This window comes from Streptomyces sp. NBC_01176, assembly GCF_045039825.1.
Lineage (GTDB): Bacteria > Actinomycetota > Actinomycetes > Streptomycetales > Streptomycetaceae > Streptomyces.
The window spans coordinates 2,658,225-2,680,953 of record NZ_CP108600.1; the positions used below are offsets into that span (position 1 = coordinate 2,658,225).

General features: G+C 71.6%; 19 protein-coding genes. 10 read left to right on the forward strand and 9 right to left on the reverse strand.

What is annotated here, in order from left to right; genetic code table 11:
* Window position 1: 1 nt before the first annotated feature.
* The 5 genes from pucL to OG199_RS11355 form a co-directional block, all read right to left on the reverse strand.
* On the reverse strand, window positions 2-949 hold the full coding sequence (gene pucL / locus OG199_RS11335) for a factor-independent urate hydroxylase (protein WP_356797554.1): 948 nt from the start codon (window positions 947-949) through the stop codon (window positions 2-4).
* A gap of 7 nt (window positions 950-956) precedes the next feature.
* Window positions 957-1,355 (reverse strand): hydroxyisourate hydrolase, encoded by a 399-nt coding sequence (uraH, locus tag OG199_RS11340; protein WP_266702837.1) that lies wholly within the window; start codon window positions 1,353-1,355, stop codon window positions 957-959.
* A complete protein-coding gene (gene uraD, locus OG199_RS11345) occupies window positions 1,352-1,867 on the reverse strand; it encodes a 2-oxo-4-hydroxy-4-carboxy-5-ureidoimidazoline decarboxylase (protein ID WP_405829323.1) in 516 nt (171 codons plus the stop codon). Before uraD ends, uraH begins: the two co-directional genes overlap by 4 nt.
* A 302-nt stretch (window positions 1,868-2,169) precedes the next feature.
* The gene (locus OG199_RS11350; protein ID WP_266702831.1) at window positions 2,170-2,538 is read right to left on the reverse strand and encodes a helix-turn-helix domain-containing protein; all 369 of its coding nucleotides are present in this window, start codon (window positions 2,536-2,538) and stop codon (window positions 2,170-2,172) included.
* Window positions 2,535-2,786, reverse strand: coding sequence for a hypothetical protein (locus OG199_RS11355; RefSeq protein WP_266702829.1), 252 nt, complete (start codon window positions 2,784-2,786; stop codon window positions 2,535-2,537). Before OG199_RS11355 ends, OG199_RS11350 begins: the two co-directional genes overlap by 4 nt.
* Window positions 2,787-2,954: 168 nt before the next feature.
* On the opposite strand from OG199_RS11355, the gene OG199_RS11360 reads away from it, so the two are divergent.
* From OG199_RS11360 to OG199_RS11380, 5 genes are all read left to right on the forward strand, one after another.
* Window positions 2,955-3,812, forward strand: a complete 858-nt coding sequence (locus OG199_RS11360) for a TIM barrel protein (RefSeq protein WP_401801028.1) — start codon at window positions 2,955-2,957, stop codon at window positions 3,810-3,812.
* Between the two features lie 38 nt (window positions 3,813-3,850).
* The gene (locus OG199_RS11365) at window positions 3,851-4,741 is read left to right on the forward strand and encodes a 2-hydroxy-3-oxopropionate reductase (RefSeq protein WP_405829325.1); all 891 of its coding nucleotides are present in this window, start codon (window positions 3,851-3,853) and stop codon (window positions 4,739-4,741) included.
* Between the two features lie 186 nt (window positions 4,742-4,927).
* Complete coding sequence (locus tag OG199_RS11370) at window positions 4,928-6,385, forward strand: catalase (protein ID WP_405829327.1); 1,458 nt, start codon at window positions 4,928-4,930, stop codon at window positions 6,383-6,385.
* A 417-nt stretch (window positions 6,386-6,802) separates the two neighbouring features.
* Window positions 6,803-7,027 (forward strand): hypothetical protein, encoded by a 225-nt coding sequence (locus OG199_RS11375; RefSeq protein WP_356797565.1) that lies wholly within the window; start codon window positions 6,803-6,805, stop codon window positions 7,025-7,027.
* A 161-nt stretch (window positions 7,028-7,188) separates the two neighbouring features.
* Window positions 7,189-7,857, forward strand: a complete 669-nt coding sequence (locus tag OG199_RS11380; protein ID WP_405829329.1) for a TIGR04222 domain-containing membrane protein — start codon at window positions 7,189-7,191, stop codon at window positions 7,855-7,857.
* Window positions 7,858-8,144: 287 nt separating this feature from the next.
* Here the strand turns inward: OG199_RS11380 and gcl are convergent, their stop codons facing one another.
* Window positions 8,145-9,929, reverse strand: coding sequence for a glyoxylate carboligase (gcl, locus tag OG199_RS11385; RefSeq protein ID WP_405829331.1), 1,785 nt, complete (start codon window positions 9,927-9,929; stop codon window positions 8,145-8,147).
* A 321-nt stretch (window positions 9,930-10,250) separates the two neighbouring features.
* On the opposite strand from gcl, the gene OG199_RS11390 reads away from it, so the two are divergent.
* A complete protein-coding gene (locus OG199_RS11390; protein WP_405829332.1) occupies window positions 10,251-11,300 on the forward strand; it encodes a hypothetical protein in 1,050 nt (349 codons plus the stop codon).
* Between the two features lie 35 nt (window positions 11,301-11,335).
* Here OG199_RS11390 and OG199_RS11395 read toward each other — a convergent pair whose 3' ends face one another.
* Window positions 11,336-12,949 carry an AMP-binding protein gene (locus OG199_RS11395; protein ID WP_405829334.1) on the reverse strand — a complete coding sequence of 538 codons (1,614 nt, stop codon included), beginning with the start codon at window positions 12,947-12,949 and terminating at the stop codon, window positions 11,336-11,338.
* Window positions 12,946-14,625, reverse strand: coding sequence for an AMP-binding protein (locus OG199_RS11400; protein ID WP_401801045.1), 1,680 nt, complete (start codon window positions 14,623-14,625; stop codon window positions 12,946-12,948). The genes OG199_RS11395 and OG199_RS11400 overlap by 4 nt, the downstream gene beginning before the upstream one ends.
* A gap of 101 nt (window positions 14,626-14,726) precedes the next feature.
* Between OG199_RS11400 and OG199_RS11405 the strand changes: the two genes are divergently transcribed.
* The 3 genes from OG199_RS11405 (at window position 14,727) to OG199_RS11415 (ending at window position 19,779) form a co-directional block, all read left to right on the forward strand.
* Entirely contained in the window at window positions 14,727-15,566 is an 840-nt protein-coding gene (locus OG199_RS11405; RefSeq protein WP_401801047.1) for a response regulator transcription factor, read from the forward strand.
* A gap of 196 nt (window positions 15,567-15,762) precedes the next feature.
* Window positions 15,763-18,624, forward strand: a complete 2,862-nt coding sequence (locus OG199_RS11410; protein WP_405829336.1) for an AAA family ATPase — start codon at window positions 15,763-15,765, stop codon at window positions 18,622-18,624.
* A gap of 363 nt (window positions 18,625-18,987) precedes the next feature.
* Window positions 18,988-19,779 carry a serine protease gene (locus OG199_RS11415; protein WP_356797579.1) on the forward strand — a complete coding sequence of 264 codons (792 nt, stop codon included), beginning with the start codon at window positions 18,988-18,990 and terminating at the stop codon, window positions 19,777-19,779.
* Window positions 19,780-19,918: 139 nt separating this feature from the next.
* On the opposite strand, the gene OG199_RS11420 is transcribed toward OG199_RS11415, so the two are convergent.
* Window positions 19,919-21,184: a winged helix DNA-binding domain-containing protein gene (locus OG199_RS11420; RefSeq protein WP_405829337.1), complete on the reverse strand. Its 1,266-nt coding sequence runs from the start codon at window positions 21,182-21,184 to the stop codon at window positions 19,919-19,921.
* A gap of 157 nt (window positions 21,185-21,341) precedes the next feature.
* Between OG199_RS11420 and OG199_RS11425 the strand changes: the two genes are divergently transcribed.
* A complete protein-coding gene (locus OG199_RS11425; protein WP_356797583.1) occupies window positions 21,342-22,502 on the forward strand; it encodes a magnesium and cobalt transport protein CorA in 1,161 nt (386 codons plus the stop codon).
* The last annotated feature ends 227 nt before the right edge of the window (window positions 22,503-22,729 follow it).

The window sequence follows — 22,729 nt, forward strand, 5'->3', positions numbered from 1 at the left end:
GTCAGAGGTTGGTGAGGTCCACGGGGATGCGCGGCTCGCAGCCGTCGCGCAGGACGGTGGCCTCGATCAGCCCGTAGGGGCGGTCGGCCGCGTAGTAGACCTCATTGTCGTTCTCCAGCCCGAACGGCTCGAGGTCCACCAGGAAGTGATGCTTGTTCGGGAGGGAGAAGCGGACCTCGTCGATCTCGCCGCGGTTGTTGATGATGCGCGCGCCCATCTGGTAGAGGGTCTGCTGCAGCGACAGCGAGTACGTCTCCGCGAAGGCCTGGAGCATGTGCTTCCTGACCTGGTCGTAGGACTTCTCCCAGTTGGGCATCTTCTGCTCGTCGCCGGTCCAGTTGAAGCGCCAGCGACCGGAGACCTCGGTCGCCAGGATGCGGTCGTGGGCCTCGGGCAGCGTCGTGTACTTGTCCTTGACGAAGCCCCAGAACTCGGAGTTCGTCGAGTTCATCACGACGAGGTCCTTCAGTCCGGAGACGACCTCCCAGGTCGTGCCGTCGAAGGTGATCTGGGTGACCCGGGTCTCCTGGCCCTTGCGCACGAAGGAGTGCTTGACCTCGTCGGCGCCGATGAACCTGGAGTTGGCGTCCGAGGTCGCGATGCGCTCCCAGGCGTACTCCTCGATCCGGATGCGCGCCGTCCTGATCGGCTCCTGGCTGGTCACGAAGTGCCGGGCGAGGTGGATGCCGAACTGCTCGGCGGACTCGATGCCGTGCTCCTTGGCGAAGGCGTACACCGTGTTCTTGGTGGTGTCCGTCGGCAGGACGTTGGCGTTCGAACCGGAGTAGTGGACCTCTTCCATGTCGCCGCTCAGCGCCACGGACACGTTGAGGTCCTTGATGTGATGGGTGTCGCCGTCGCGCGTGATCCTGACGACCCGGTTCTCGGCCTTGCCGTACTGGTTCTGTCCCAGGACCACAGGGCGCGCGGGTCGGGAGTTGTCCGTCATCTGTCTGCTAGCTCCCTCGGTAAACGGAGTAGCCGAACGGGTTGAGCAGCAGCGGTACGTGGTAGTGCTCGCCCGGCGTCACGGCGAAGGTGATCGCCACCTCGGGGAAGAACACTCCGCTCGTACCGCTGTCCCGGTTCGCGGGGGCGTCCTGCTGCGCATCGGCTTGCTTCTTCTCGAAGTACGCCTCGACCTCGAAGTCGAGCCGTACGTGGGTCGTCCCCTCCGGCAGCGCCGGCAGGTCCTTGCACCGCCCGTCCGCGTCGGTCGCGGAGCCGCCGAGCGGGCGCCAGTCGGCGTCGCGGCCGTCGCGGGCCGCCAGCCGCACGGCGACGTCCCCGGCGGGGCGGCCGGCGCTGGTGTCCAGGATGTGCGTGGACACGGAAGCCGTGGTGTCGGTGCTCATGCCTCTTCTTCCTCCAGGAGTCGGCCGAGGCGGATGCGGTTGATCGCCGTCAGTTCGACACGGACGATCTCGTACTCCTGCTCGGGTGTGTTGCCGAGGCGTTCCTCGACCGCGTCGCGCATCTGCTCGCCGGTCCGGCCGGTGGCGCAGATGAGGAAGACATGGCCGAACTTCTCCTGGTAGGCCAGGTTCAGTTCGAGCATCTCCGCCCTGAGTTCCTCGGAGGCGCCTGCCATGCCGCGCTGTTCCCGGGAGGAGGTCGGGTCGCCGGGTTTCGGCCGCCCGATCGGCGGGTGCCCGGCCATCGCGTCCGCCAGGTCCGCCGCGGACAGCTCGGCCATGGCGGTGTCGCTCGCGGCGAAGAGGGCGTCGGGGGTGGCGTACGGGCGCCGGGCGAGCAGGCCGCGCACCCAGGCCGCCGAGGCGCACACCTCGAGGAGTGCGGCGTGGGCCGCCTGCTCCTCCAGGGCGTTGAACCGGGCGAGACCACCGGGTGTCGTACTCGACGTCACGGGATGCCTCCGTGGCCTTGTGCTGGACGGGCTGCGGACAGCTAACGCCCTCGAAAACATCACGTCAACACTTTGTTGAAAAATCCGGGTAACAAAAACCGCCGTCCGGGTGATCCGGACGGCGGCGGTCCCGCGGTGGGCCCGCCGGCCGGAGCAGGGGGGTCCGGCGGACCCCGGACCAGCGCGTCCTCGCCGGCCGAGCCCCATCCCGCTGCGGAATCCCACGCCCCTTCGGGCCCCCGTCTCCTTCGGGTCCCCGCCTCCTTCGAGCCCTCGTCTCCGTTGGGCCCTCCGGGTTTCCCTCAGACCTGCTTCTCGCGGTTCAGGTAGTTGTAGACGGTGAAGCGGCTCACCCCGAGCGCGCTCGCCACGGTCTCCACGCCGTGCCGCACGGAGAACGCCCCGCGCGCCTCCAGCACCCGTACGACCTCCTGCTTGGCCTTGCGGTCGAGGTCGGCCAGGGGCTTGCCCTGCTTGCGCTCCAGCGCGGCCAGGATGTGATCGAGCGAGTCGGCGAGCTGCGGCAGGCGTACGGCGACCACGTCCGCGCCCTCCCAGGACAGCACGACGTCGTCGGGTCCGGCCTGGCCGGGCGCCAGCATCTCGCCGCCCATGGCGTCGACCAGCGGCTTGACCGCCGCGACGAAGGGATCGTCCCCGGTACCGGTCACTTATCGCCCTCCCCGACCACGTTCACCTGCAGCGAGACCCGCGTGGCGCCCGCGGCCAGGGCCTTGCGCAGCAGCGCGTCGACCGCGTCGAGCACGGCATCGGCGCCGCCCTCCGCGGTGTTGCCGAACGGGCCGACGTCCACCGCGTCCAGCGCGGCCGCCTCGACGACCTCGCGGGCGACCAGCGCGTGCGGGGGTGCCTCGTCGAGGTCGAAGGGCTCGGTCGTGAACTCCACTCTCAATCGCACCCGCTCAACCTACTGCTCGGCGTCGATTTTCCGGCAGCCCCCTCTTGACAAGCCCCGCGACCCGGCGGCAATCTTCCATTAAGCAGAAACGAACTTCCACCATACGGAATTGAGCCAGCCGGAGCGAACGCCGGCCGGACTGTCGATACGGAAGGGGGCGCCGAGTCCATGACCGGTTTTGCATCGAGCACAGCCGCAGAGCAGCGCTTCAACGTCAACCTGTCGATCCTCTTCACGGAACTCCCGCTCCTGGAGCGCCCCGCGGCCGCCGCCGCGGCCGGCTTCACCGCGGTCGAACTGTGGTGGCCCTGGGTCGACACCCCCACCCCCGCACCCGCCGAACTCGACGCCCTGAAGCGGGCGATCGAGGACGCGGGCGTCCAGCTGACGGGCCTCAACTTCTACGCCGGGCGACTGCCCGGTCCCGACCGGGGCGCGCTGTCGATCCCCGGCGAGGAGTCGGAGAGGTTCCGCGCCAACATCGACGTCGCGGCGGACTTCGCGCGGTCACTGGGCTGCGGGGCGCTCAACGCCCTGTACGGCAACCGCGTCGAGGGCGTGGACCCGGCCGAGCAGGACGCGCTCGCGCTGGAGAACCTCGTCCTCGCGGCGCGGGCGGCCGACCGGATCGGCGCGATCCTGCTGATCGAGACGCTCAACCGGCCCGAGTCACCGGACTATCCACTGGTGAGTTCCGCGGCAGGCGTCGCCGTCGTCGACCGGGTCAACGAGGCGACCGGCCTCGGCAACGCCAGGTTCCTCATGGACCTCTACCACCTGTCCATGAACGGCGAGGACCTGCCGCAGGTGATCTCCGCGTACACCGAGAAGACCGGCCACGTGCAGATCGCCGACAACCCCGGCCGCGGCGCACCGGGCACCGGCACGCTCCCGCTGGAGGACCTGCTCGGGCAGCTGCGCAAGGCCGGTTACCGGGGCTGGGTCGGCCTGGAGTACAAGCCGGGCGACCGCCCGAGCGCCGAGGCCTTCGACTGGCTGCCCGCCGAAGCCCGAGCCGCCCGCTGAGCCGGCATCCCACGACGACACGTCAGAAAGGCACCCTCATGAGCAAACTCCCCAAGGTCGCGTGGATCGGGCTCGGCATCATGGGCTCCCCCATGTCGGAGAACCTGATCAAGGCCGGGTACGACGTCACCGGGTTCACCCTGGAGCAGGACAAGCTGGAGCGGCTCACGGCGGCCGGCGGCACGGCGGCGGCGTCGATCGCCGAGGCCGTGTGCGACGCCGACGTGGTGATCACGATGGTGCCCGCCTCCCCGCAGGTCGAGGCCATCGCGTACGGGCCCGACGGCATCCTGGAGAACGCGCGGTCCGGAGCGCTGCTCGTCGACATGTCGTCGATCACCCCGCAGACCTCCGTGGACCTCGCGAAGGCCGCCGCGGCCAAGGGCATCCGGGTCCTCGACGCCCCGGTGTCCGGCGGTGAGGCCGGTGCCGTCGAGGCCGTGCTGTCCATCATGGTCGGCGGGGAACAGGCCGACTTCGACGCGGCCGAACCGATCTTCGAGGCGCTCGGCCGGACCATCGTGCTGTGCGGTCCGCACGGCTCGGGTCAGACCGTGAAGGCCGCCAACCAGCTGATCGTCGCCGTCAACATCCAGGCGTGCGCCGAGGCCGTGGTGTTCCTGGAGAAGTCGGGCGTGGACCTGAGGGCGGCGCTCGACGTACTGAACGGCGGTCTGGCCGGCTCGACCGTACTGACGCGCAAGAAGGACAACTTCCTCAGCCGCGACTTCAAGCCGGGCTTCCGCATCGACCTGCACCACAAGGACATGGGCATCGTCACGGACGCCGCCCGCACCGTCGGCGCCGCGCTGCCGGTCGGCGCCGTGGTGGCCCAACTGGTGGCCTCGCTGCGCGCGCAGGGGGACGGCGGCCTGGACCACTCGGCCCTGCTGCGCGCCGTCGAGCGGCTCTCCGGCGCGCAGCTCTGAGACTTCCGGGCGGTGCCGCCGCCGACACCTGTCCTGTCGCGCCCAGGCGGTGGCACCGTCCGGAATCGACTTCAACAAACTGTTGACGTCCACAGACCCCAAACCTAGGCTCCACGAAGCGGACGGTCCACATAGCGGAAGTTTCTTTCCGCTGGCCCCGCTGCCCTCTCGTACGGAAGGTCCACGATGTCGAAGCGCGTGCTGACGACCGAGTCCGGCGCCCCGGTCGCCGACAACCAGAACTCCGCCACCGCAGGCGTCGGCGGCCCGCTGCTCCTCCAGGACCAGCACCTGCTGGAGAAGCTCGCCCGGTTCAACCGCGAGCGCATCCCGGAGCGTGTGGTGCACGCGCGCGGCTCGGGCGCGTACGGCCACTTCGAGGTGACCGACGACGTCACGGGCTTCACGTACGCCGACTTCCTCGGCACGGTCGGCAAGCGCACCGAGGTGTTCCTGCGCTTCTCGACCGTGGCCGACAACCTCGGCGGCGCGGACGCGGTCCGTGACCCCCGCGGATTCGCGGTGAAGTTCTACACGGAGGAAGGCAACTACGACCTGGTCGGGAACAACACGCCCGTCTTCTTCGTCAAGGACCCGGTCAAGTTCCCCGACTTCATCCACTCCCAGAAGCGCGACCCGTTCACGGGCAAGCAGGAGCCCGACAACGTCTGGGACTTCTGGGCGCACTCCCCCGAGGCGACGCACCAGGTGACCTGGCTGATGGGCGACCGCGGCATCCCGGCCTCGTACCGCCACATGAACGGCTACGGCTCGCACACCTACCAGTGGACGAACGCCGAGGGCGAGGCCTTCTTCGTCAAGTACCACTTCAAGACGAACCAGGGCGTGCGCTCGCTGTCGAGCGAGCAGGCGCGGGAGATCGCGGGCACGGACCCCAACTCCCATCAGACGGACCTGCTTCAGGCGATCGAGCGGGGCGTGCACCCGTCCTGGACGCTGTACGTGCAGATCATGCCCGCGGCGGAGGCGGCGGACTACCGCTTCAACCCCTTCGACCTCACCAAGGTGTGGCCGCACGGGGACTATCCGCTGCGGCGCGTGGGGCGACTCGTCCTGGACCGCAACCCCGACAACGTCTTCGCCGAGGTCGAACAGGCCGCCTTCTCCCCGAACAACTTCGTTCCGGGCATCGGCCCCTCTCCCGACAAGATGCTCCAGGGCCGCCTGTTCGCGTACGCGGACGCCCACCGCTACCGGCTGGGCGTGAACCACACGCTGCTCGCGGTGAACGCCCCGAAGGCGACGGTCGCCCAGAACTACGGCCGCGACGGCCTGATGGCCTCCAACAACCAGGGCCGCGCGGCGAAGAACTACGAACCCAACTCCTACGACGGCCCGGCCGAGACCGGCCGCCCGCTGTCGGCCCCCCTCGCCGTGCACGGCCACACCGGCACGCACGAGGCACCGCTCCACACCAAGGACGACCACTTCTTCCAGGCGGGTGAGCTGTACCGGCTGATGTCGCGGGACGAGCAGTCCCGTCTCGTGGCGAACATCGCCGGCGGCCTCGCGCAGGTCTCCCGCGACGACGTCGTCGAGAAGAACCTCGCCCACTTCCACGCGGCCGACCCGTCGTACGGCGACCGCGTGGCGGAGGCGGTCCGCGCCCTGCGCGAGGACTGAGCCTCTACTCCAGCCGCCCGAGGCGGCGTTGGACCCGGATGAGGGGTGGTCCAGCGCTGTCCGGGCAGGACCGGGACCGCGGCGGCATGCGAGCCAGTGCGGTGGTCAAGGTTCCGGAGCCCCTTCTCGACCTGAGGGAAGGAAGCCCCGGACCCGTCGCATCCGCCGCGGTCCCCGCCCACCTTCGACGGCCCCTGGGTCACGGTGGGGCACCAGGTGTCAACAACGCTCGTGATCCATACACCCAGCCCCGTCCGGCGGCGCGACCGCGCTGTCACGCCCAGCCTCGCGCCGTCGGACGGCCACCACCTCGTACGTCACCGAGCCAGGAGCGCCGGATACCGGACCGTCGTCCGTATCCGGCGCTCCTGGGTGCGTCGGCGTGCGTATCCGCCCCGCCGGCAGCAGCCTGAGGGCATGGACTATCCCAGTATTGTTGTGCACGCCCCAGGGCTGGACGGCTCACGGCGGGTCGCCGTGGGGGACGAGACGCTCGGTATCGCCTATCACCTCGACGACGTCGTCGAGATCCTGCGGCTGGCGGACCTCGACGAGATCGAGGTCGAGGAGAGCGACATCATCGACTGGCAGGGCGGCGGCCCGGACGACTGGCCGGGGCTGTCGGAGCACCCGTCCCAGTGACGACCGGCCGGGGTTGTCGGCACCCGTCCCAGTGACGCCCGGCCCCGCGCGCACCCGGTGTACGCCACCGGACGTACCCCGGCTACGGAACCCTCAAATCAAGCTCTGAACAACGCTCCGGAGGCTTCACGCCACCCCGCACGAGGGCACATTCTCGGCACATGAGGCCCGCCGACACGGGGGCGGCGGGCCTCATGACCGGAGTGACACGGGGGGCGGCCATGGGCGACGGCATGTCGGAGGAACCGGATCCGTATGCCGTCGCCCTGGTGCGTGGCGGGCCCCGCGCCGCCGTGACGGTCGCCGTGCTCGCCCTGCGTCTGCGGGGCGCGGTCGAGGCCGGCCGGCCCGGCACCATGCGGACGTCACGGGCGATCGCCCTCGCGGAGAACCCGCTGGAACGGGTGGCGCACCCGCTGGAGCGGGCCGTGCACGGCTCCCTCTACCGCCCCGCGGGCATGGGCGAGTTGTTGCGGCGCACGAGCGTACGACAGGCACTCGCACGGCTACGGACGGAGCTGACCGAAGCCGGAACGTTCCGGAAGTTCCCTCCCGGCCCCACGCTCGGCGCCCGGCGCCACCTCGGACGGGCACGGGCCGAGCGGCCCCTGCCGACCGGGAGGGAGGGCCTGTCGACGCATGACGTGCTCCTCGCGGTCGCGCTCCACGGCGCCGCGGCCCTCACCGCCCTGGAGCCGCGTTTCGCCGTGGCCGCGGGGCTGGTGGGGCGCGGCGGCACGGCCGACAAGGGGCTGCTGCCGCATTCCTGGGGCGGCGGGAGCGGCGGGAGCTACACCGACGGCGGCGGCTCGGACCCGGGACCGGGCTGACCGGGCTCATCGGGCTCACCGGGCCGGGCCGATCGGGCCAGGGACGGAGACAGGGACAGGACCGGGAGCGTGGCGCCCGGTGCGTGGGCCGCAACTCCCCCTGCCGCAGCCGTTCCTGAACACACGGCGTGCGCGTCGCGCGCCCCTGCGCCGCCGAGGGCGCCGTTCGAACGTCCCGAGTGCGAAGCCGGGTTCGTCCGTCGGGGGCGACGACGGCGACGGCCCCGCCTCCGGACACGGAGGCGGGGCCGTACGGTCGGCGCGGGCGTCGGCTGACGCGCCGGCTGTCAGGCCTTCAGCGTCCTGATCGACGTCGGCGCGTGGGCCGGGTCGGTCGCGATCTCCTCGAACTCGACGACGTTGCCGATGTCGTTCGTCGTCGACATGGAGATGTTCGTGACCCGCTCCAGGATCGCCTCGACGACCACGGGCACCCGGAACTCCGCGGCGAGCTTCTTGGCCTGCTCGAAGGCGGCGCCCAGGTCGGCCGGGTCGGTGACCCGGATCGCCTTGCAGCCGAGTCCCTCGACGACCTTGACGTGGTCGACGCCGTACACGCCGAGTTCGGGCGAGTTGATGTTCTCGAACTCCAGCTTGACCTGGAAGTCGATGTCGAACGCCCGCTGCGCCTGCCGGATGAGACCCAGGTAGGAGTTGTTCACCAGGACATGGACGTACGGAATCCGGTGCTGGGCGCCGACGGCCAGTTCCTCGATCATGAACTGGAAGTCGTAGTCACCGGAGAGGGCGACCACGGAGGCCTCCGGGTCGGCCGTGGCGACGCCGAGCGCGGCCGGCACGGTCCAGCCGAGCGGGCCCGCCTGGCCGCAGTTGATCCAGTGGCGGGGCCGGTAGACGTGCAGCATCTGGGCGCCGGCGATCTGCGAGAGGCCGATGGTGGAGACGTACCGGGTCTCCGGTCCGAAGGCCTTGTTCATCTCCTCGTAGACACGCTGCGGCTTGATGGGGATGTCGTCGAAGTGCGTACGGCGCTGGAGGGTGGCCCGGCGCTCCTGTGCGGCGGCGGCCCACCCGGACCGGTCGGGGAGCCTCCCCTCGGCCTTCGACTCCCGCGCCACCTCGACGAACAGCTCCAGCGCGGCCTTCGCGTCGGAGGCGATCCCGTAGTCCGGGGCGAAGATCCTGCCGATCTGGGTGGGCTCGACGTCGACATGGACGAACGTGCGCCCCGCCGTGTAGACGTCCAGCCTGCCGGTGTGGCGGTTGGCCCACCGGTTGCCGATGCCGAGGACGAAGTCGGACTCCAGGAAGGTCGCGTTGCCGTAGCGGTGCGAGGTCTGCAGGCCCACCATGCCGGCGTTCAGCTCGTGGTCGTCGGGCAGGACGCCCCAGCCCATGAGGGTCGGGACGACCGGGATACCGGTCAACTCGGCGAACTCCACGAGGAGTTCCGAGGCGTCGGCGTTGATGACACCGCCGCCGGCGACGATCAGCGGGCGCTCGGACCCGTTGAGGAGGGTGAGTGCCTTCTCGATCTGGGCGCGGGTGGCGGTGGGCCGGTACGCGCGCAGCGGCTCGTACGTCTCGGGGTCGAACTCGATCTCCGTCTGCTGGACGTCGACGGGCAGGTCGATGAGGACCGGGCCGGGGCGGCCCGAGCGCATCAGGTGGAAGGCCTGCTGGAAGACGCCGGGGACCTGCGCAGCCTCCAGGACGGTGACGGCCATCTTGGTGACGGGCCCCGCGATCGAGGCGATGTCGACGGCCTGGAAGTCCTCTTTGTGGATCACGGCGGTCGGGGCCTGGCCCGTGATGCACAGGATCGGGATCGAGTCGCCGATGGCGGAGTACAACCCGGTGATCATGTCGGTGCCGGCCGGTCCGGACGTGCCGACGCAGACGCCGATGTTGCCCGGGTGGGTCCGGGTGTAGCCCTCCGCCATGTGTGAGGCGCCCTCGACGTGCCGGGCGAGGGTGTGGCGGATCCCTCCGGCGGCTTGCAGGGCCGCGTAGAAGGGGTTGATCGCCGCACCCGGGACGCCGAACGCGTTGCTGACGCCCTCGCGCTTGAGGATCTCGACTGCCGCGCGGGCAGCGGTCATACGAGCCATGGAGTACTCCTGCTTCGGCTGTCGGATTCGCGCTCCGTCGCGCCCCGCGGAGAGCTGGTGATTCCGTAGGTGGTCCGTGGACGACTTCGCGTTCCGTTCCGCGTGCCGCCATCACTGTATTCCGCATTACGGAAACTAACTTCTACTATCTGGAAACAATGTAGGTGGCGTGCCAGGAGGCGTCAAGGGCGGGCGCCCGGCGGGATCTCCTCGGACAGGCCCCCCGGAGAACGGCCGGAAGGACGGCCGAGAAAGAGGCCGGAGGAAGGCCTCGATGCTGTCGGGGCGTTTCGCTGTCGGCGGCCCCCTCCCTGGAGGACGATGGACGGGCTGTCCCGACGTGACGTCCTGGAGTGGGCCATGGCCGAGAGCGTGCCGGTGCGGTGTCCGGCCTGCCGCCGCGAGCACCTCTTCGCCGCGTCGTCGTACCCGTGCGTCTGCGGCGCCCCCGTCACTCCCCCGCTCGACCGCCTCGCGGATCCCGTACCCGTGAAGCACCGCGTCTGGGACGACGACTGGGTGACGGTGCCCTGCGACGCCTGCGGTCGCGAGGACGAGTGGCCCCATCCGGAACTGGGCTGTGCGTGCGGGACCGTGCTGCGGATTCCGGTACGCGGGGTACGCCCCGGAGGGCTGCGCCGACCGCCGCGCGCCGGGATCGCGCCGGGCACCGCCGCCGAGCCCGACTCCGACCGGGACGGGACCCCCGCGCGCTCACCGCACACGACCGGGGCCCACGCCCCGCACACCGCCGAAGCGCCTGCCTCACCCGGGGCCGGGACGACGACCCCGCGGGCCGCCGAGGTGTCGCCGGAACCGGGCGCGGGCGCCGTGCCGGCGCGGGCCGTCGACGCTCCGTCCGCCGGCGGTCCCGCTGCGGACGACGGCCGTCACGCGGCCGGTCCGCCCCCGGACGGAGAAGCGCCAGCCGCCCCCGGATCCCCCCTCGCACCCGACCGCTCCCGGCCTCCCGCCGCCGCCCCGCCACCCCGTCCGGCGTTCCAGCCGGTCACCGTCCGCACCGCGCGGGACGCCGTGACGGCCGCCGCGCTGTATCTGCGGTGGCTCGGCTACCGCGACATCCGCAGGGCGGACCAGCGACCGCCGTCGGGAATCGGGCTCGCGGCCCGGGGCGTCATGGCCCAGGTGGACCCGACGGTCCGCCCCGCCTCGCTGCGCGACGTGGAGTGCCTGTGGCTGACGGCGATGAGCGAGTCCATCCGGTGCGTCTACTTCTCGCTCGCCGGCTACACGGACGACGCGCGCTCCCGCGCCGACCTGCTCGGGATCCCCCTCTTCGTCCTCGACCTCACCGGCACCCCCCAGCCGGTCAACGCCCCCGCGGACGACCTCGTCGCCACGGGGGCCTGACCGGTGGACGGCCACCGGGGATCGCGGGGCGGACCTCAGTCCCGGTCGGCGTACGTCTCGCGCAGTTCGATCTTCCGTACCTTGCCGGACACCGTCATCGGGAAGGCCTCCAGGATCCGCAGGCGGCTGGGGATCTTGTAGTGGGCCAGCCGGCCCTCGCAGTAGGCGCGCAGTTCCGCCAGCGTCGGCGGGTCGGCCGGATCGCGCGCGACGACGCAGGCGAGCACCTCCTCGCCGTACCGCTCGTGGGGCACTCCGACCACCTGGACGTCGGCGATCCTCGGATGCGCGTAGAGGAACTCCTCGATCTCCCGCGGATAGATGTTCTCGCCGCCCCGGATGATCATGTCCTTGATGCGGCCGACGATCTCGACGTAACCGTCCTCGCGCATCACGGCGAGGTCCCCGGTGTGCATCCAGCGCCCGGGGTCGACGGCCTCGGCCGTCTTCTCGGGCTCGTTCCAGTAGCCGAGCATCACGCTGTAGCCCCGGGTGCACAACTCGCCCGAGGTTCCCCGGGGCCGGGTCACGCCGTCCACCGGGTCGACGACCTTGACCTCCAGATGCGGAAGCACCCGGCCGACGGTGCCGGTGCGGTGCTCCAGGTCGTCGTCCCGGCGGGTCTGGAGGGAGACCGGCGAGGTCTCGGTCATGCCGTAGCAGATGGAGACCTCCGCCATGTGCATCTCGGCGACCACCCGCTTCATCACCTCGACCGGGCACGGCGAGCCCGCCATGATCCCGGTGCGGAGCGAGGACAGGTCGTACGTCGCGAAGTCGGGGAGGTTCAGCTCCGCGATGAACATGGTCGGGACGCCGTACAGCGAGGTGCAGCGCTCGTCCTGGACGGCGCGCAGCGTCGCCGCGGGGTCGAAGGACGGGGCCGGGATGACGATGCACGCGCCGTGCGAGGTCGCCGCGAGATTTCCCATCACCATGCCGAAGCAGTGGTAGAAGGGCACCGGGACGCAGATGCGGTCCTGCTCCGTGTAGGCGATCGACTCACCCACGAAATAGCCGTTGTTGAGGATGTTGTGATGGGAGAGCGTCGCCCCCTTGGGGAAGCCCGTGGTCCCCGAGGTGTACTGGATGTTGATCGGGTCGTCGCAGGACAGCTCGCTCCCGCGGGTCCGGAGCTCCTCGTCCGAGGCGGAGGTGCCGCGCCCGGTCAGCGCGTCCCAGCTCGGGTCGCCGATGTAGACGGTCTCCCGCAACTTCGGGCAGTTGCGCCGTACTTGTTCGACCATCGCCCGGTAGTCGCTGGTCTTGTGACGGAGGGAGGCGACGAGCAGCGAGATGCCGGCCTGCCGGAGGACGTACTCGACCTCGTGGGTGCGGTAGGCGGGGTTGATGTTCACCATGACCGCGCCGATGCGGGCGGTCGCGTACTGGACGAGCACCCACTCCGGGCAGTTGACCGCCCAGATACCGACCCGGTCGCCCTTGGCGATGCCGGAGGCGAGCAGCGCTGACGCCAGCCTGTCGACGTCGGCGGCGAATTCGGCGTACGTCCAGCGCCGCCCGGACGGCACGTCGACGAGGGCCTCCCGGTCCGGCCAGGCCGACACCGTCCGGTCCAGATTGGCCCCGATGGTGTCGCCCAGCAGGGCGGTCCCGCTCGTGCCGTGCGTGTAGGCGAGTTCTGTCACCGGAAGTCCTCCTCGCGGTACTCGGCGTCCGAGCCCGCCGCCGTGGCCTCGCGCAGCTCGATCCGGCGGATCTTGCCCGACACCGTCTTGGGCAGCTCGCCGAACTCCAGGCGCCGGATGCGCTTGTAGGGGGCGAGGACCGTGCGCGAGTGCTCGAAGAGCACCTTGGCCAGGTCGGGGCCCGGTTCGTGGCCCGCCGCGAGGACGACGTACGCCTTCGGGACGGCGAGCCGCAGCGCGTCGGGGGCCGGGACGACGGCCGCCTCGGCCACCGCCTCGTGCTCCAGCAGCGCGCTCTCCAGCTCGAAGGGCGAGATCTTGTAGTCCGAGGCCTTGAAGACGTCGTCGGCCCGGCCCACGTACGTGAGGTAGCCGTCGGCGTCGCGCGCGCCGATGTCGCCCGTCCGGTAGTAGCCGCCCGCCATCGCCTCCGCGGTGCGGTCGGGGTCGCCGTGGTAGCCGGTCATCAGACCCACCGGCCTGCCCGACAGGTCGAGCGCGATCTCCCCCTCGTCCGCGCCCGGGGCGCCGGAGACCGGGTCGAGGAGTTCGACGCGGAAGCCGGGGCTGGGCCGCCCCATGGAGCCCGTCTTCAGCTGCTGCCCGGGGCTGTTGGAGACCTGGACGGCCGTCTCGGTCTGCCCGAAACCGTCCCGGACGGTGACGCCCCAGGCGCGCCGCACCTGTTCGATGACTTCCGGGTTGAGCGGCTCGCCCGCGGCGACGGCCTCGCGCGGCGGTGTCGGCAGCTGCGTCAGGTCGGCCTGGATGAGCATGCGCCACACGGTGGGCGGGGCGCAGAAGGTGGTGACCCCGGCCCGGTCCATCTCCGCGAGCAGCCGGCCCGCGTCGAAGCGCGTGTAGTTGTGGATGAAGACGGTGGCCTCCGCGTTCCAGGGCGCGAAGAGGTTGGACCAGGCGTGCTTGGCCCAGCCCGGTGAGGAGATGTTCAGGTGCACGTCGCCGGGTTCGAGCCCGATCCAGTACATCGTCGACAGATGGCCGATCGGGTAGGAGGCGTGCGTGTGCTCGACGAGTTTGGGGCGGGCGGTCGTGCCGGAGGTGAAGTAGAGCATCAGCGGGTCGTCCGAGTGGGTCACGCCGTCCGGCTCGAACGACGCGTCGGCGGCGTACGCCTCCTCGTACGAGTGCCAGCCGGGACGCGGGCCACCGACCGTGATCCGGGTGTGCCGGCCGGGCACCTCGTCGAACTTCGCGGTGTCCTCGGCGCGCACGATCACGTGCCGGACCCGGCCGCGCTCGACGCGGTCGCGCAGATCGGCCGGGCCGAGCAAAGTGGTCGCCGGGATGACGACGGCGCGCAGCTTCATCGCCGCGAGGGCCGTCTCCCACAGCTCGACCTGGTTGCCGAGCATGACGAGGATCCGGTCCTCGGCGCGGACGCCCCGCGCACGCAGCCAGTTGGCCAGCCGGTCGGAGCGCTCGGACAGCGCGGCGAAGGAGAACTCGGCGCGCCCGCCGTCCTCCTCGACGATGTGCAGGGCGGTGCGGTCGTTGTCCCGCGCGATGACGTCGAACCAGTCGAGTGCCCAGTTGAAGGAGTCCGGGCGCGGCCACTCGAAGCCCTGGTACGCCGTCGCGTAATCCTCCCGGTGCTCCAGCAGGAAGTCCCGCGCGGCGCGGAATCGCTCCGTCGCGTCCGTCGTCACCGTCATGTGTCCTCCTCGTTGCCGGACCACCGCCTAACATCGTGTATTCCGTTAGGGAGGTCTCACTACCCCCGAACGGGGGTGCGCCGCGACGAAGGGGCGAACAGGTGGCAGCAGAAGCGGCCGACGCGGTGGAGATGCGCGCCGCGCTGGTAGGGCTGCGGCGCGCCACGGGACTGCCGGTCGCGTTCGGCGGCCTGGTCGAGCCCGGGCGCGCGCAGGTGCGCATCAGCGAACTCAGCGGCACGGCGACGCCCGCGCTCAGCGCGCTCGCGGTGTCCTCGGGCAACGGTCTGGGCGGTAAGGCGGTGGCCCTCGCGCGGCCCTGCGCGGTGACGGACTACTCGGCCTCACGGCAGATCAGCCACGAGTACGACATGGCGGTCGCCACCGAGGGACTGTGCTCGGTGCTGGCGGTGCCCGTGGTCGTACGCCGCCGGGTGCGCGGCGTGCTGTACGGCGCCCTGCGGACGGCGCAGCCGCTGGGTGACCGCACGCTCGGCGCGGCCGTGGCGGCGGCCCGGGACGTGGAGCAGGCGCTGGTCGTACGGGACGAGGCGCGGGGTCTGCTGGCCGTCGCGCGGGAGCCCGAGCCGGTGGCGGGCAGCGCCGCGTGGGAGGAGGTGCGGGAGGCGCACGGGGCGTTGCGGGCGCTGGCACCGCGTATCGGCGACCCGGCGCTGCGGGCCGAACTCCTCGACGTGTGCGGGCGTCTGGCCGGCGCGGCGGCTCCCGAGCCCGGCGGACCGCACGTCGGGCTCGCCCCGCGCGAGGTGGACGTCCTGGCCTGTGTCGCGGCCGGGGCCACCAACGGAAGCGCGGCCCAGCGGCTGGGGCTGCGTCCGGAGACGGTCAAGGGATATCTGCGGTCGGCGATGCGCAAGCTCGGCGCCCACACGCGCTGGGAGGCGGTGATCGCGGCCCGCCGCGCCGGACTGCTGCCGTAGGAAGGGCTGTTGTCCGGGCGGCGGTTCCGGCGGGCGGCGGGCTTCCGGCGGCGGCCGCCCGGGACTTTCCATTCAATCGGACGTGGCCTGAAATACCCTATGCATAGCCCCTGTTATTTCCCTCACCACCCCGAGAGTCCGAAATTCAAAGAGTTATTGCCTAACATTGGCCCGGACACGACATGCGAGGGGAGCGGTGAGCGTGCGAGGGGACTTCAAGGAACCTGCGAGAGCCCGCCCCGACCTGGTCATCGGCCGGGAGGAGCTCTTCGCGGCGGCACGCGAGCAGCTCTCCGGCGGAGGCAGCCTGCTGGTGCACGGCCCCGCCGGAATAGGAAAGTCGACCGTCCTGCGGGCGCTGGCCGCGGAAAGCGCCGAATCGGCGCACACCGTGTTGCGCTGCTCCGCGACCGAGTCCGAATCGCATCTGCCCTTCCTCGCGCTGACCGACCTGCTCGGTCTGGTGGTGGACACGGTCTCGGACCGGCTGCCCGCACCGCAGCGCACCGCCCTGGAGTCGGCCCTCACCGGCCGCGGGGAGTCGACCCTGCAGCGGGACGGGCTCGCCCTGCGGCTCGCGGTCCTCTCCGTCCTCCGCGCGCTGGCCGCGCGGGGCCCCGTCCTGATCGTCGCCGACGACCTGCAGTGGCTGGACCCGGCCAGCGCCGAGCTGCTCGGCTTCGCCGCCCGCCGGCTCGGCGAGATGCCCGTACGGATGCTGTCCGCCGTGCGCACCGACACGGACCCGCAGGACCGACAGCACGACCCCCATCTACGCGCGTCCCCGCCGAACACCCTGGCCGTGCGGCTCAACCCGCTCTCCCGGGCGCAGACCGCCGAACTCCTCGGCCACCGCGGCCACACCGGGCTGTCGCGGTCCACCGTCCGGGACATCCACCGCACCAGCGGCGGCAACCCGCTCTTCGCCCTGGAGCTGGGCCGCGCGCTCGCCGAGAGCCCGACCCGGCCGAGCCCCGGAGAAGCGCTGCCCGTACCGACCTCGCTGCGCGCGCTCGTCCTCAGCCGTCTGGAGATGCTGTCCCCCGAGGCCCGCCGCACCCTGCTCGTCGCGAGCGCGGGCGCCCGCCCCACGGTGGCGCTGCTGCACGCGGCCGGGCGTGAGGACGCCGAGGCGGAGACCGCGCACGCGGCCTCCCTCGGACTGCTCGCGACCGAGCGCGAGACACCCGGTATCCGCTTCGCGCATCCCCTCATCTCCGCCGCCCTCTACGCGGAGGCGAGCGCCGCCGAGCGCCGCGCCGCACACGTCGCGCTCTCCACGGCGGCCTCCGACCCCATCGAGCGGGCCCGGCACCTCGCCCTGGCCACGACCGGCACCGATCCGCAGGTCGCGGCCCGGCTCGGGGAGGCGGCGGCCGCGGCCCGGGACCGCGGCGCGCCGTCGGTCGCCGCCGGGCTCGGACTGCTCGCCGCCCGGCACACCCCCGTGGACGCCGAGCCCGGCCCGGACGAGCGGCGGTTGCAGGCGGCCGAGGACGCGCTGACCGCGGGGGAGTCGGACCTCGCGCGGGACATCGCCCGCGACGCACTGCGCCGGGTCACCGCACCGGCCGACCGTGTCCGGGCGTGGATGGTCGTCATCGACGCGGCGGGGCAGGCCATGGCCGAGGTCGACGCCGTCTTCCCGCAGGCGCTCGCGGACGCGGGTGACGACCCGCGGCTGCTCGCGCTCGTGCGCTACCAGCTCGCCTGGCGGGCCCTGCTGGTCGAGGGCGAGATGACCAAGGGCCGTGAGGAGGCCGCCATCGCGGCGCAGCTCGCCGCCCGCGCCGGGGACCGGCCCACCGAACTCCTCGCGCTCGGTTTCCAGGCGCAGATGGAGACCCTGATGGGGCACCCGGCCGCACCCGCGACCATCCAGCGGGCGCTGCGCGAGCCGCAGGACCCCCGGGTGGCGTGCGACCACAACGGCGCGGGCGCCGTCCGCTTCCGTTGGCTGATCATGGGCGACCAGCTCGCCGAGGCGCGGACCACGATCACCGCGCTGCTGCGCGAGGTGCGGCGGCGCGGGATGGTCGAGAGCGAGCTGCACTTCCTGCGCGGGCTCGCGGAGACCGAGCTGCGTTCCGGGCACTGCGGGCGGGCGCTGGACCTGGCCCGCGAGAGCCTGCGGCTGGCCCGTGACACGGGGATCGGCGAGGCGGCGACCGCGATGCTCACCTCGCTCGCGGAGGCCGCGGGCGGTGACGTCGACCGGGCACTCGCACTCGCCCGGGAGGCCGTGGACCGCGCCGAGGAGGACGGCGACCTGGTCTATCTCTCGCGCGCCCTCGGCGCCCTCGGGCACGCCCAGCTGGTCGCCGGCGACTTCGTGGCGGTGGTCCGGTCCCTGCGCCGGGTACGGGAGCTGGAGGAGCGGCTCGGGGTCACCGACCCCGCCCGCGGCCGCTGGCACGGCGACCTCGCGGAGGCGCTGGTGCGGATCGGTGAGCCGGTCGAGGCGCAGGACGTCATCGACGCCACGCGGGCGCGGGCCCTGCGGCTCGGCCGCGAGAGCGTGCTCGCGGTGCTCGACCGGGCCGAGGCGCTGGTCCGGGCGGCGCGCGGCGAACAGGGTGCCGCCGTACGGCAGCTGATCGCGGCGCAGGACCGGCTCGGCAAGCTGGGCTACGGACTGGAAGAGGCCCGCGCCGCGTACGCCCTGGCCGGTGTGCGGACCCTCCACGCTGTCGGCTTCGCTCGGGCAGGGGGGACCGCCACACCGGGCCCGACCTCGTACGACGAGGCGACCCGCCTGTTCCGCCGCTGCCGTGCGCTGCCCTGGCTGCGTCAGGTGGAGACGGCGACCGCGACGGCGGCGATCACGACCGGGCCCACGCCGGCCGCGCTGGCTCCCGCCGCGCTCGAAAGCCTCGCGGCGACGGAGCGTCAGGTCGCCGCACTCGTCATGGAGGGCGCCACGAACCGCGAGATCGCGGCGCGCCTGTTCATCAGTGTGAAGACCGTTGAGGCCACGCTCACCCGGGTGTACCGGAAACTGGGGATCCGGTCGCGGGTGGACATCGTCCGGCTGGCCGCGCGGCGCCGGAACGGGTGAATCCGGCCACAGGGTCACTCCTCGGCCGTCAGGTCGCTCCCGGGCGTCGCATTTCGTTGCTGACCTACCGTCACCAACCCCTGGACCAAGGCTGGTCGGGCCGTCCGGTGGGTGTGGGTGACGCCGCGCAGGGTGGTGCGGGCCGTCAGAAGGGGGCGGACCTTACGCTAAACCCCGGTCCCCGCAGCCAAGGGTTTTCCCTCCCCCAACTCCGCTAGGGGGTTCCCCTCTTGGATGCGGAACGCTCGCGCTTCTAGCGTGAGCGTCGTGCCGCTCGCTCGGGCACACGGCGTCCGCCCGCGGACGCCGTGTCGAACCCCCCACACCCGCGCGTCCCCCCACCGGCAACTTCTGAGGAGATCCATGTTCGGGCTCAACCGCGCCACGAGGACAGCCGCTCTCTGTACGGCGGCCGCTGCCGCCGCCGCGACCGCCCTCCTGTGCGCACCGGGCGCCGTCGCCGCCCCCCAGCCGATCGTCGGCGGCACCACGACCACCACGACCGCGTACCCGTTCATGATGCAGATCACGGACGCCTCGCAGAACCAGTTCTGCGGCGGCACCCTGGTCGCGGCCAACAAGGTCGTCACGGCCGCCCACTGCATGGTCGGCGAGACGACGAGCAGTGTCCGCGTCGTCGGCGGCAGAACGTACCTCAACGGTACGAACGGCACCGTCAGCAAGGTCAGCAGGATCTGGATCAACCCCGGCTACACGGACGCCACCAACGGCGACGACGTGGCCGTGCTGACCCTGTCGACGTCGATGTCGTACACCCCGGCGTCGTACGTCGCCTCCACGAACACCGGCGTGTACGCGGCCGGCACCACCGCCCGCATCGTCGGCTGGGGCACCACCTCGGAGAACGGCGGCTCCTCCAACCAGCTGCGCACCGCGACCGTCCCGATCGTCTCGGACTCCAGCTGCGGGACGTCGTACGGCTCCGACTACGTGGCCTCCGACATGGTCTGCGCCGGCTACTCCAACGGCGGCACCGACACCTGCCAGGGCGACAGCGGCGGCCCGCTGCTCATCGGTGGCGTGCTGGCCGGCATCACGTCCTGGGGCAACGGCTGCGCGGAGGCCGGATACCCCGGTGTGTACACCCGCCTGACGACCTTCTCGAACCTGGTGAAGACGCAGGTCAACTCGTAGTCACCGAGCACTTCCTGAGCATCGCTCAGGGTCATACCAGGGGGCGTTGCGGGCCTCCACGAGCGGCCCGCAACGCCCCCTGTTCCAACACCCCTCCCCGTCACTGCACACGGGTACGGCAGGCGCGTCCGAGGCCGTCCTACCCGGTGACGGTCCCGAAGCGGATGTCGTAGGACCCGTCGCCGGACATCACCCGGAGCATCCGCTCCGCCTCCCCCACCACCTCGTCCCGCTGCGCCTTCGCGAGCCTGCCGAAGGGCTCGACGGTGAGGACGTTCCCGTCCTGCCGCCACACCCCCGCCAGGAATCCGTCGACGAGCAGGGTGCGGTACGCCTGGTTGCCCGCCCACGTACGACCCTTGAGACCGTCGGGCACCACCCGGGACCGGTCGGCGTGCGCGAGGAGCAGGTTGTCGAACTCGGGCAGGAGACGCGGCGGGGCCGGAGTGTCCGCGTCGGGGCGGGGCGCGTCCGGAAGGTCGAAGAGCTCGGCCCCCTTCTCGTCGCGGAAGGTGACCAGCCGCGGCCGCAGCCCCTCGAACGCCTCCCGGAGCCGGGTCAGCCCCGCCCAGGTCTGCATGTCCTTGACGGAGGCGGGCCCGAAGGCGGCCAGATAGCGCAGCACGGTCGCGTCGGGGGCGGGCGTGGGCTCGGCGGGGCGGCCGAGCCAGTGCTCGGCCGTGGTCAGCGCGACCTGCCCGCTGCGGCCCCACAGTCCGCGCGGGGTGACCTGGACGAGCGGCAGCCGGCAGCGCGCGGCGACCGAGAGCGCGAACGGGTCGGCGTCCGGCCACTGCGCCAGCAACGCCTCCCTCAGTTGCTTCATGGTGCGCGGCTCGGCCTCCACCAGCTCTCGGCTGATCACGGTGAGCCGCTCCAGGTCGACGCCCACGAGCCCCTTGCGGAAGGCGTTGAGTTCGCGGTCCCGGGCGGCCTGCACGAGCGGGCGCAGCGAGAGCGCGTCGTCGGCGGTGTGCGTGTGGATGGTGGAGCGCAGGGTGACGATGCGGACGACGGCCCGTTCCGCCATGGCCGTCGACAGATCCCCGGGCCGGAACCCTTCGAGGCGGGCGGCGAGGGCGTAGTACGGCGGTTTCACGTTCTGCGCCTGGAGACCGACGAGGTGGCCGACGGCCTCCGTGGCGGTGAGAGCGGCGGACCGGCGCAGCAGGTGCTGGCGCTCCAGGGTCGCGCGGTTGAGGGCACGGGGGCCGAGCACGGGCACGACGGCGGAAGCCCTGCCCGCGCGCGTCTTCGCATGTGACCGCGCGGGTCCCTTCGTATGTGCCTTCGTATATGCCTTCGTATGCGCGCCCGCCTGCGCGTTCGCCTGCGTACCGCCGCCGTACGCCTCGGCGCCGTGTGCCTCCGGGGAGTCCGCCGTCGTGCCGTTCGTCCTCGTCATGCCCCGCACGCTAACGAGACTTGCGGACAGCTTCGGTCCGCTATTCCCGGCGATCCTGTGCCCGGTCGGTACGCCCGCCCCCTTCCCGTGACATTTGACCCGTATATCCTGCTCCGTGATCACACACACGTACGGACCGACATGGGAGGCAGCCGCAATGTCCGAGGGACGCCCCCGCCCGGCCGCCAGGAACGGCAAGAAGTCCGTCTGGCGGCGCGCCCTCAATCCACCGGCCGCGCCCCCCGTCGCACCCCCGGCACCCCGCCCCGACCCGCCGGCCACGGAACTCTCCGACACCGGCAGCGTCGTACAGGCGGCCCTGTACCGCGACGGCGTACGCGTCTCGACGCCCGCGTCCCTCGCCGACACCTTCCGGGAACTGCGCGACCAGCCGGACGGCATGGCGTGGATCGGCCTGGCCCGGCCCACGGAGGCCGAACTCCTCTCCCTGGCCGCCGAGTTCGACCTGCATCCGCTCGCCGTCGAGGACGCCATGGAGGCGCACCAACGCCCGAAGCTGGAGCGCTACGGCGAAACGCTCTTCGTCGTGCTGCGCGCCGCGCGCTACCTGGACGCGCTGGAGGAGGTCGACTTCGGCGAGCTGCACGTGTTCGTGGGCCCCGACTTCCTGATCACGGTCCGGCACGGCGCGGCGCCCGACCTCTCCGCGGTGCGACGCCGGATGGAGGACACCACGGAGCTGCTGAAGCTCGGCCCGGAGGCCGTCCTCTACGCGATCCTCGACTCCGTCGTCGACGGGTACGTGCCCGTCGTCTCCGGTGTCCAGAACGACATCGACGAGATCGAGACGGAGGTGTTCCGCGGCGATCCCGCGGTCTCCCGCCGCATCTACGAACTCTCCCGCGAGATGGTCGAGTTCCAGCGGGCAACCCGTCCACTGGTCGGCATGCTGCACGCGCTGATGGCCGGCTTCGCCAAGTACGGCACCGACGAGGAACTGCAGCGCTACCTCCGCGACGTCGCCGACCACGTCACCCACACCAGCGAACGCGTCGACGGCTTCCGCCAGGCCCTCGCCGACATCCTCACCGTCAACGCGACCCTGGTCACCCAGCAGCAGAACGCCGAGATGCGCGCCCTGGCCGAGGCGGGCTTCGAACAGAACGAGGAGATCAAGAAGATCTCGTCGTGGGCGGCGATCCTGTTCGCTCCGACACTCGTCGGGACGATCTACGGGATGAACTTCCGGCACATGCCGGAGTTGCACTGGGTGCTCGGATACCCCTTCGCCATCGTCCTGATGGCGGTCGTTTGCACCAGTCTGTATGTCATCTTCAAGCGGCGGGACTGGCTCTGAGCAATCAGGTCCAGGGCCACCCCTGCGAGAGGGCACAGATCCGAGCGCAGTCACCGAAGGCACGTTGAGAGCCCCTGGGGAGAATCCGGGGAGAAACAAACGCCCCCTCCCCTGAACACGAACACCCCGCCTGGACGCCTCTCACCACCCCAGCGCCCACCACCAGCGCCTGGGCAGTCCGTCTCGCTCATGGGCGGTCCGGCTCGCAGGTCATCGGACCGCGCGGT

What these genes read in the sequence shown, in the direction of transcription:
- OG199_RS11370 (WP_405829327.1), top strand. Translation starts at nt 4,928, where the DNA reads ATGTCGAAGCGCGTGCTGACGACCGAGTCCGGCGCCCCGGTCGCCGAC.
- uraH (WP_266702837.1), bottom strand. Translation starts at nt 1,355, where the DNA reads ATGAGCACCGACACCACGGCTTCCGTGTCCACGCACATCCTGGACACC.
- OG199_RS11390 (WP_405829332.1), top strand. Translation starts at nt 10,251, where the DNA reads ATGGACGGGCTGTCCCGACGTGACGTCCTGGAGTGGGCCATGGCCGAG.
- OG199_RS11375 (WP_356797565.1), top strand. Translation starts at nt 6,803, where the DNA reads ATGGACTATCCCAGTATTGTTGTGCACGCCCCAGGGCTGGACGGCTCA.
- OG199_RS11420 (WP_405829337.1), bottom strand. Translation starts at nt 21,184, where the DNA reads ATGACGAGGACGAACGGCACGACGGCGGACTCCCCGGAGGCACACGGC.
- OG199_RS11415 (WP_356797579.1), top strand. Translation starts at nt 18,988, where the DNA reads ATGTTCGGGCTCAACCGCGCCACGAGGACAGCCGCTCTCTGTACGGCG.
- OG199_RS11365 (WP_405829325.1), top strand. Translation starts at nt 3,851, where the DNA reads ATGAGCAAACTCCCCAAGGTCGCGTGGATCGGGCTCGGCATCATGGGC.
- gcl (WP_405829331.1), bottom strand. Translation starts at nt 9,929, where the DNA reads ATGGCTCGTATGACCGCTGCCCGCGCGGCAGTCGAGATCCTCAAGCGC.
- OG199_RS11360 (WP_401801028.1), top strand. Translation starts at nt 2,955, where the DNA reads ATGACCGGTTTTGCATCGAGCACAGCCGCAGAGCAGCGCTTCAACGTC.
- OG199_RS11425 (WP_356797583.1), top strand. Translation starts at nt 21,342, where the DNA reads ATGTCCGAGGGACGCCCCCGCCCGGCCGCCAGGAACGGCAAGAAGTCC.
- OG199_RS11380 (WP_405829329.1), top strand. Translation starts at nt 7,189, where the DNA reads ATGAGGCCCGCCGACACGGGGGCGGCGGGCCTCATGACCGGAGTGACA.
- pucL (WP_356797554.1), bottom strand. Translation starts at nt 949, where the DNA reads ATGACGGACAACTCCCGACCCGCGCGCCCTGTGGTCCTGGGACAGAAC.
- OG199_RS11400 (WP_401801045.1), bottom strand. Translation starts at nt 14,625, where the DNA reads ATGACGGTGACGACGGACGCGACGGAGCGATTCCGCGCCGCGCGGGAC.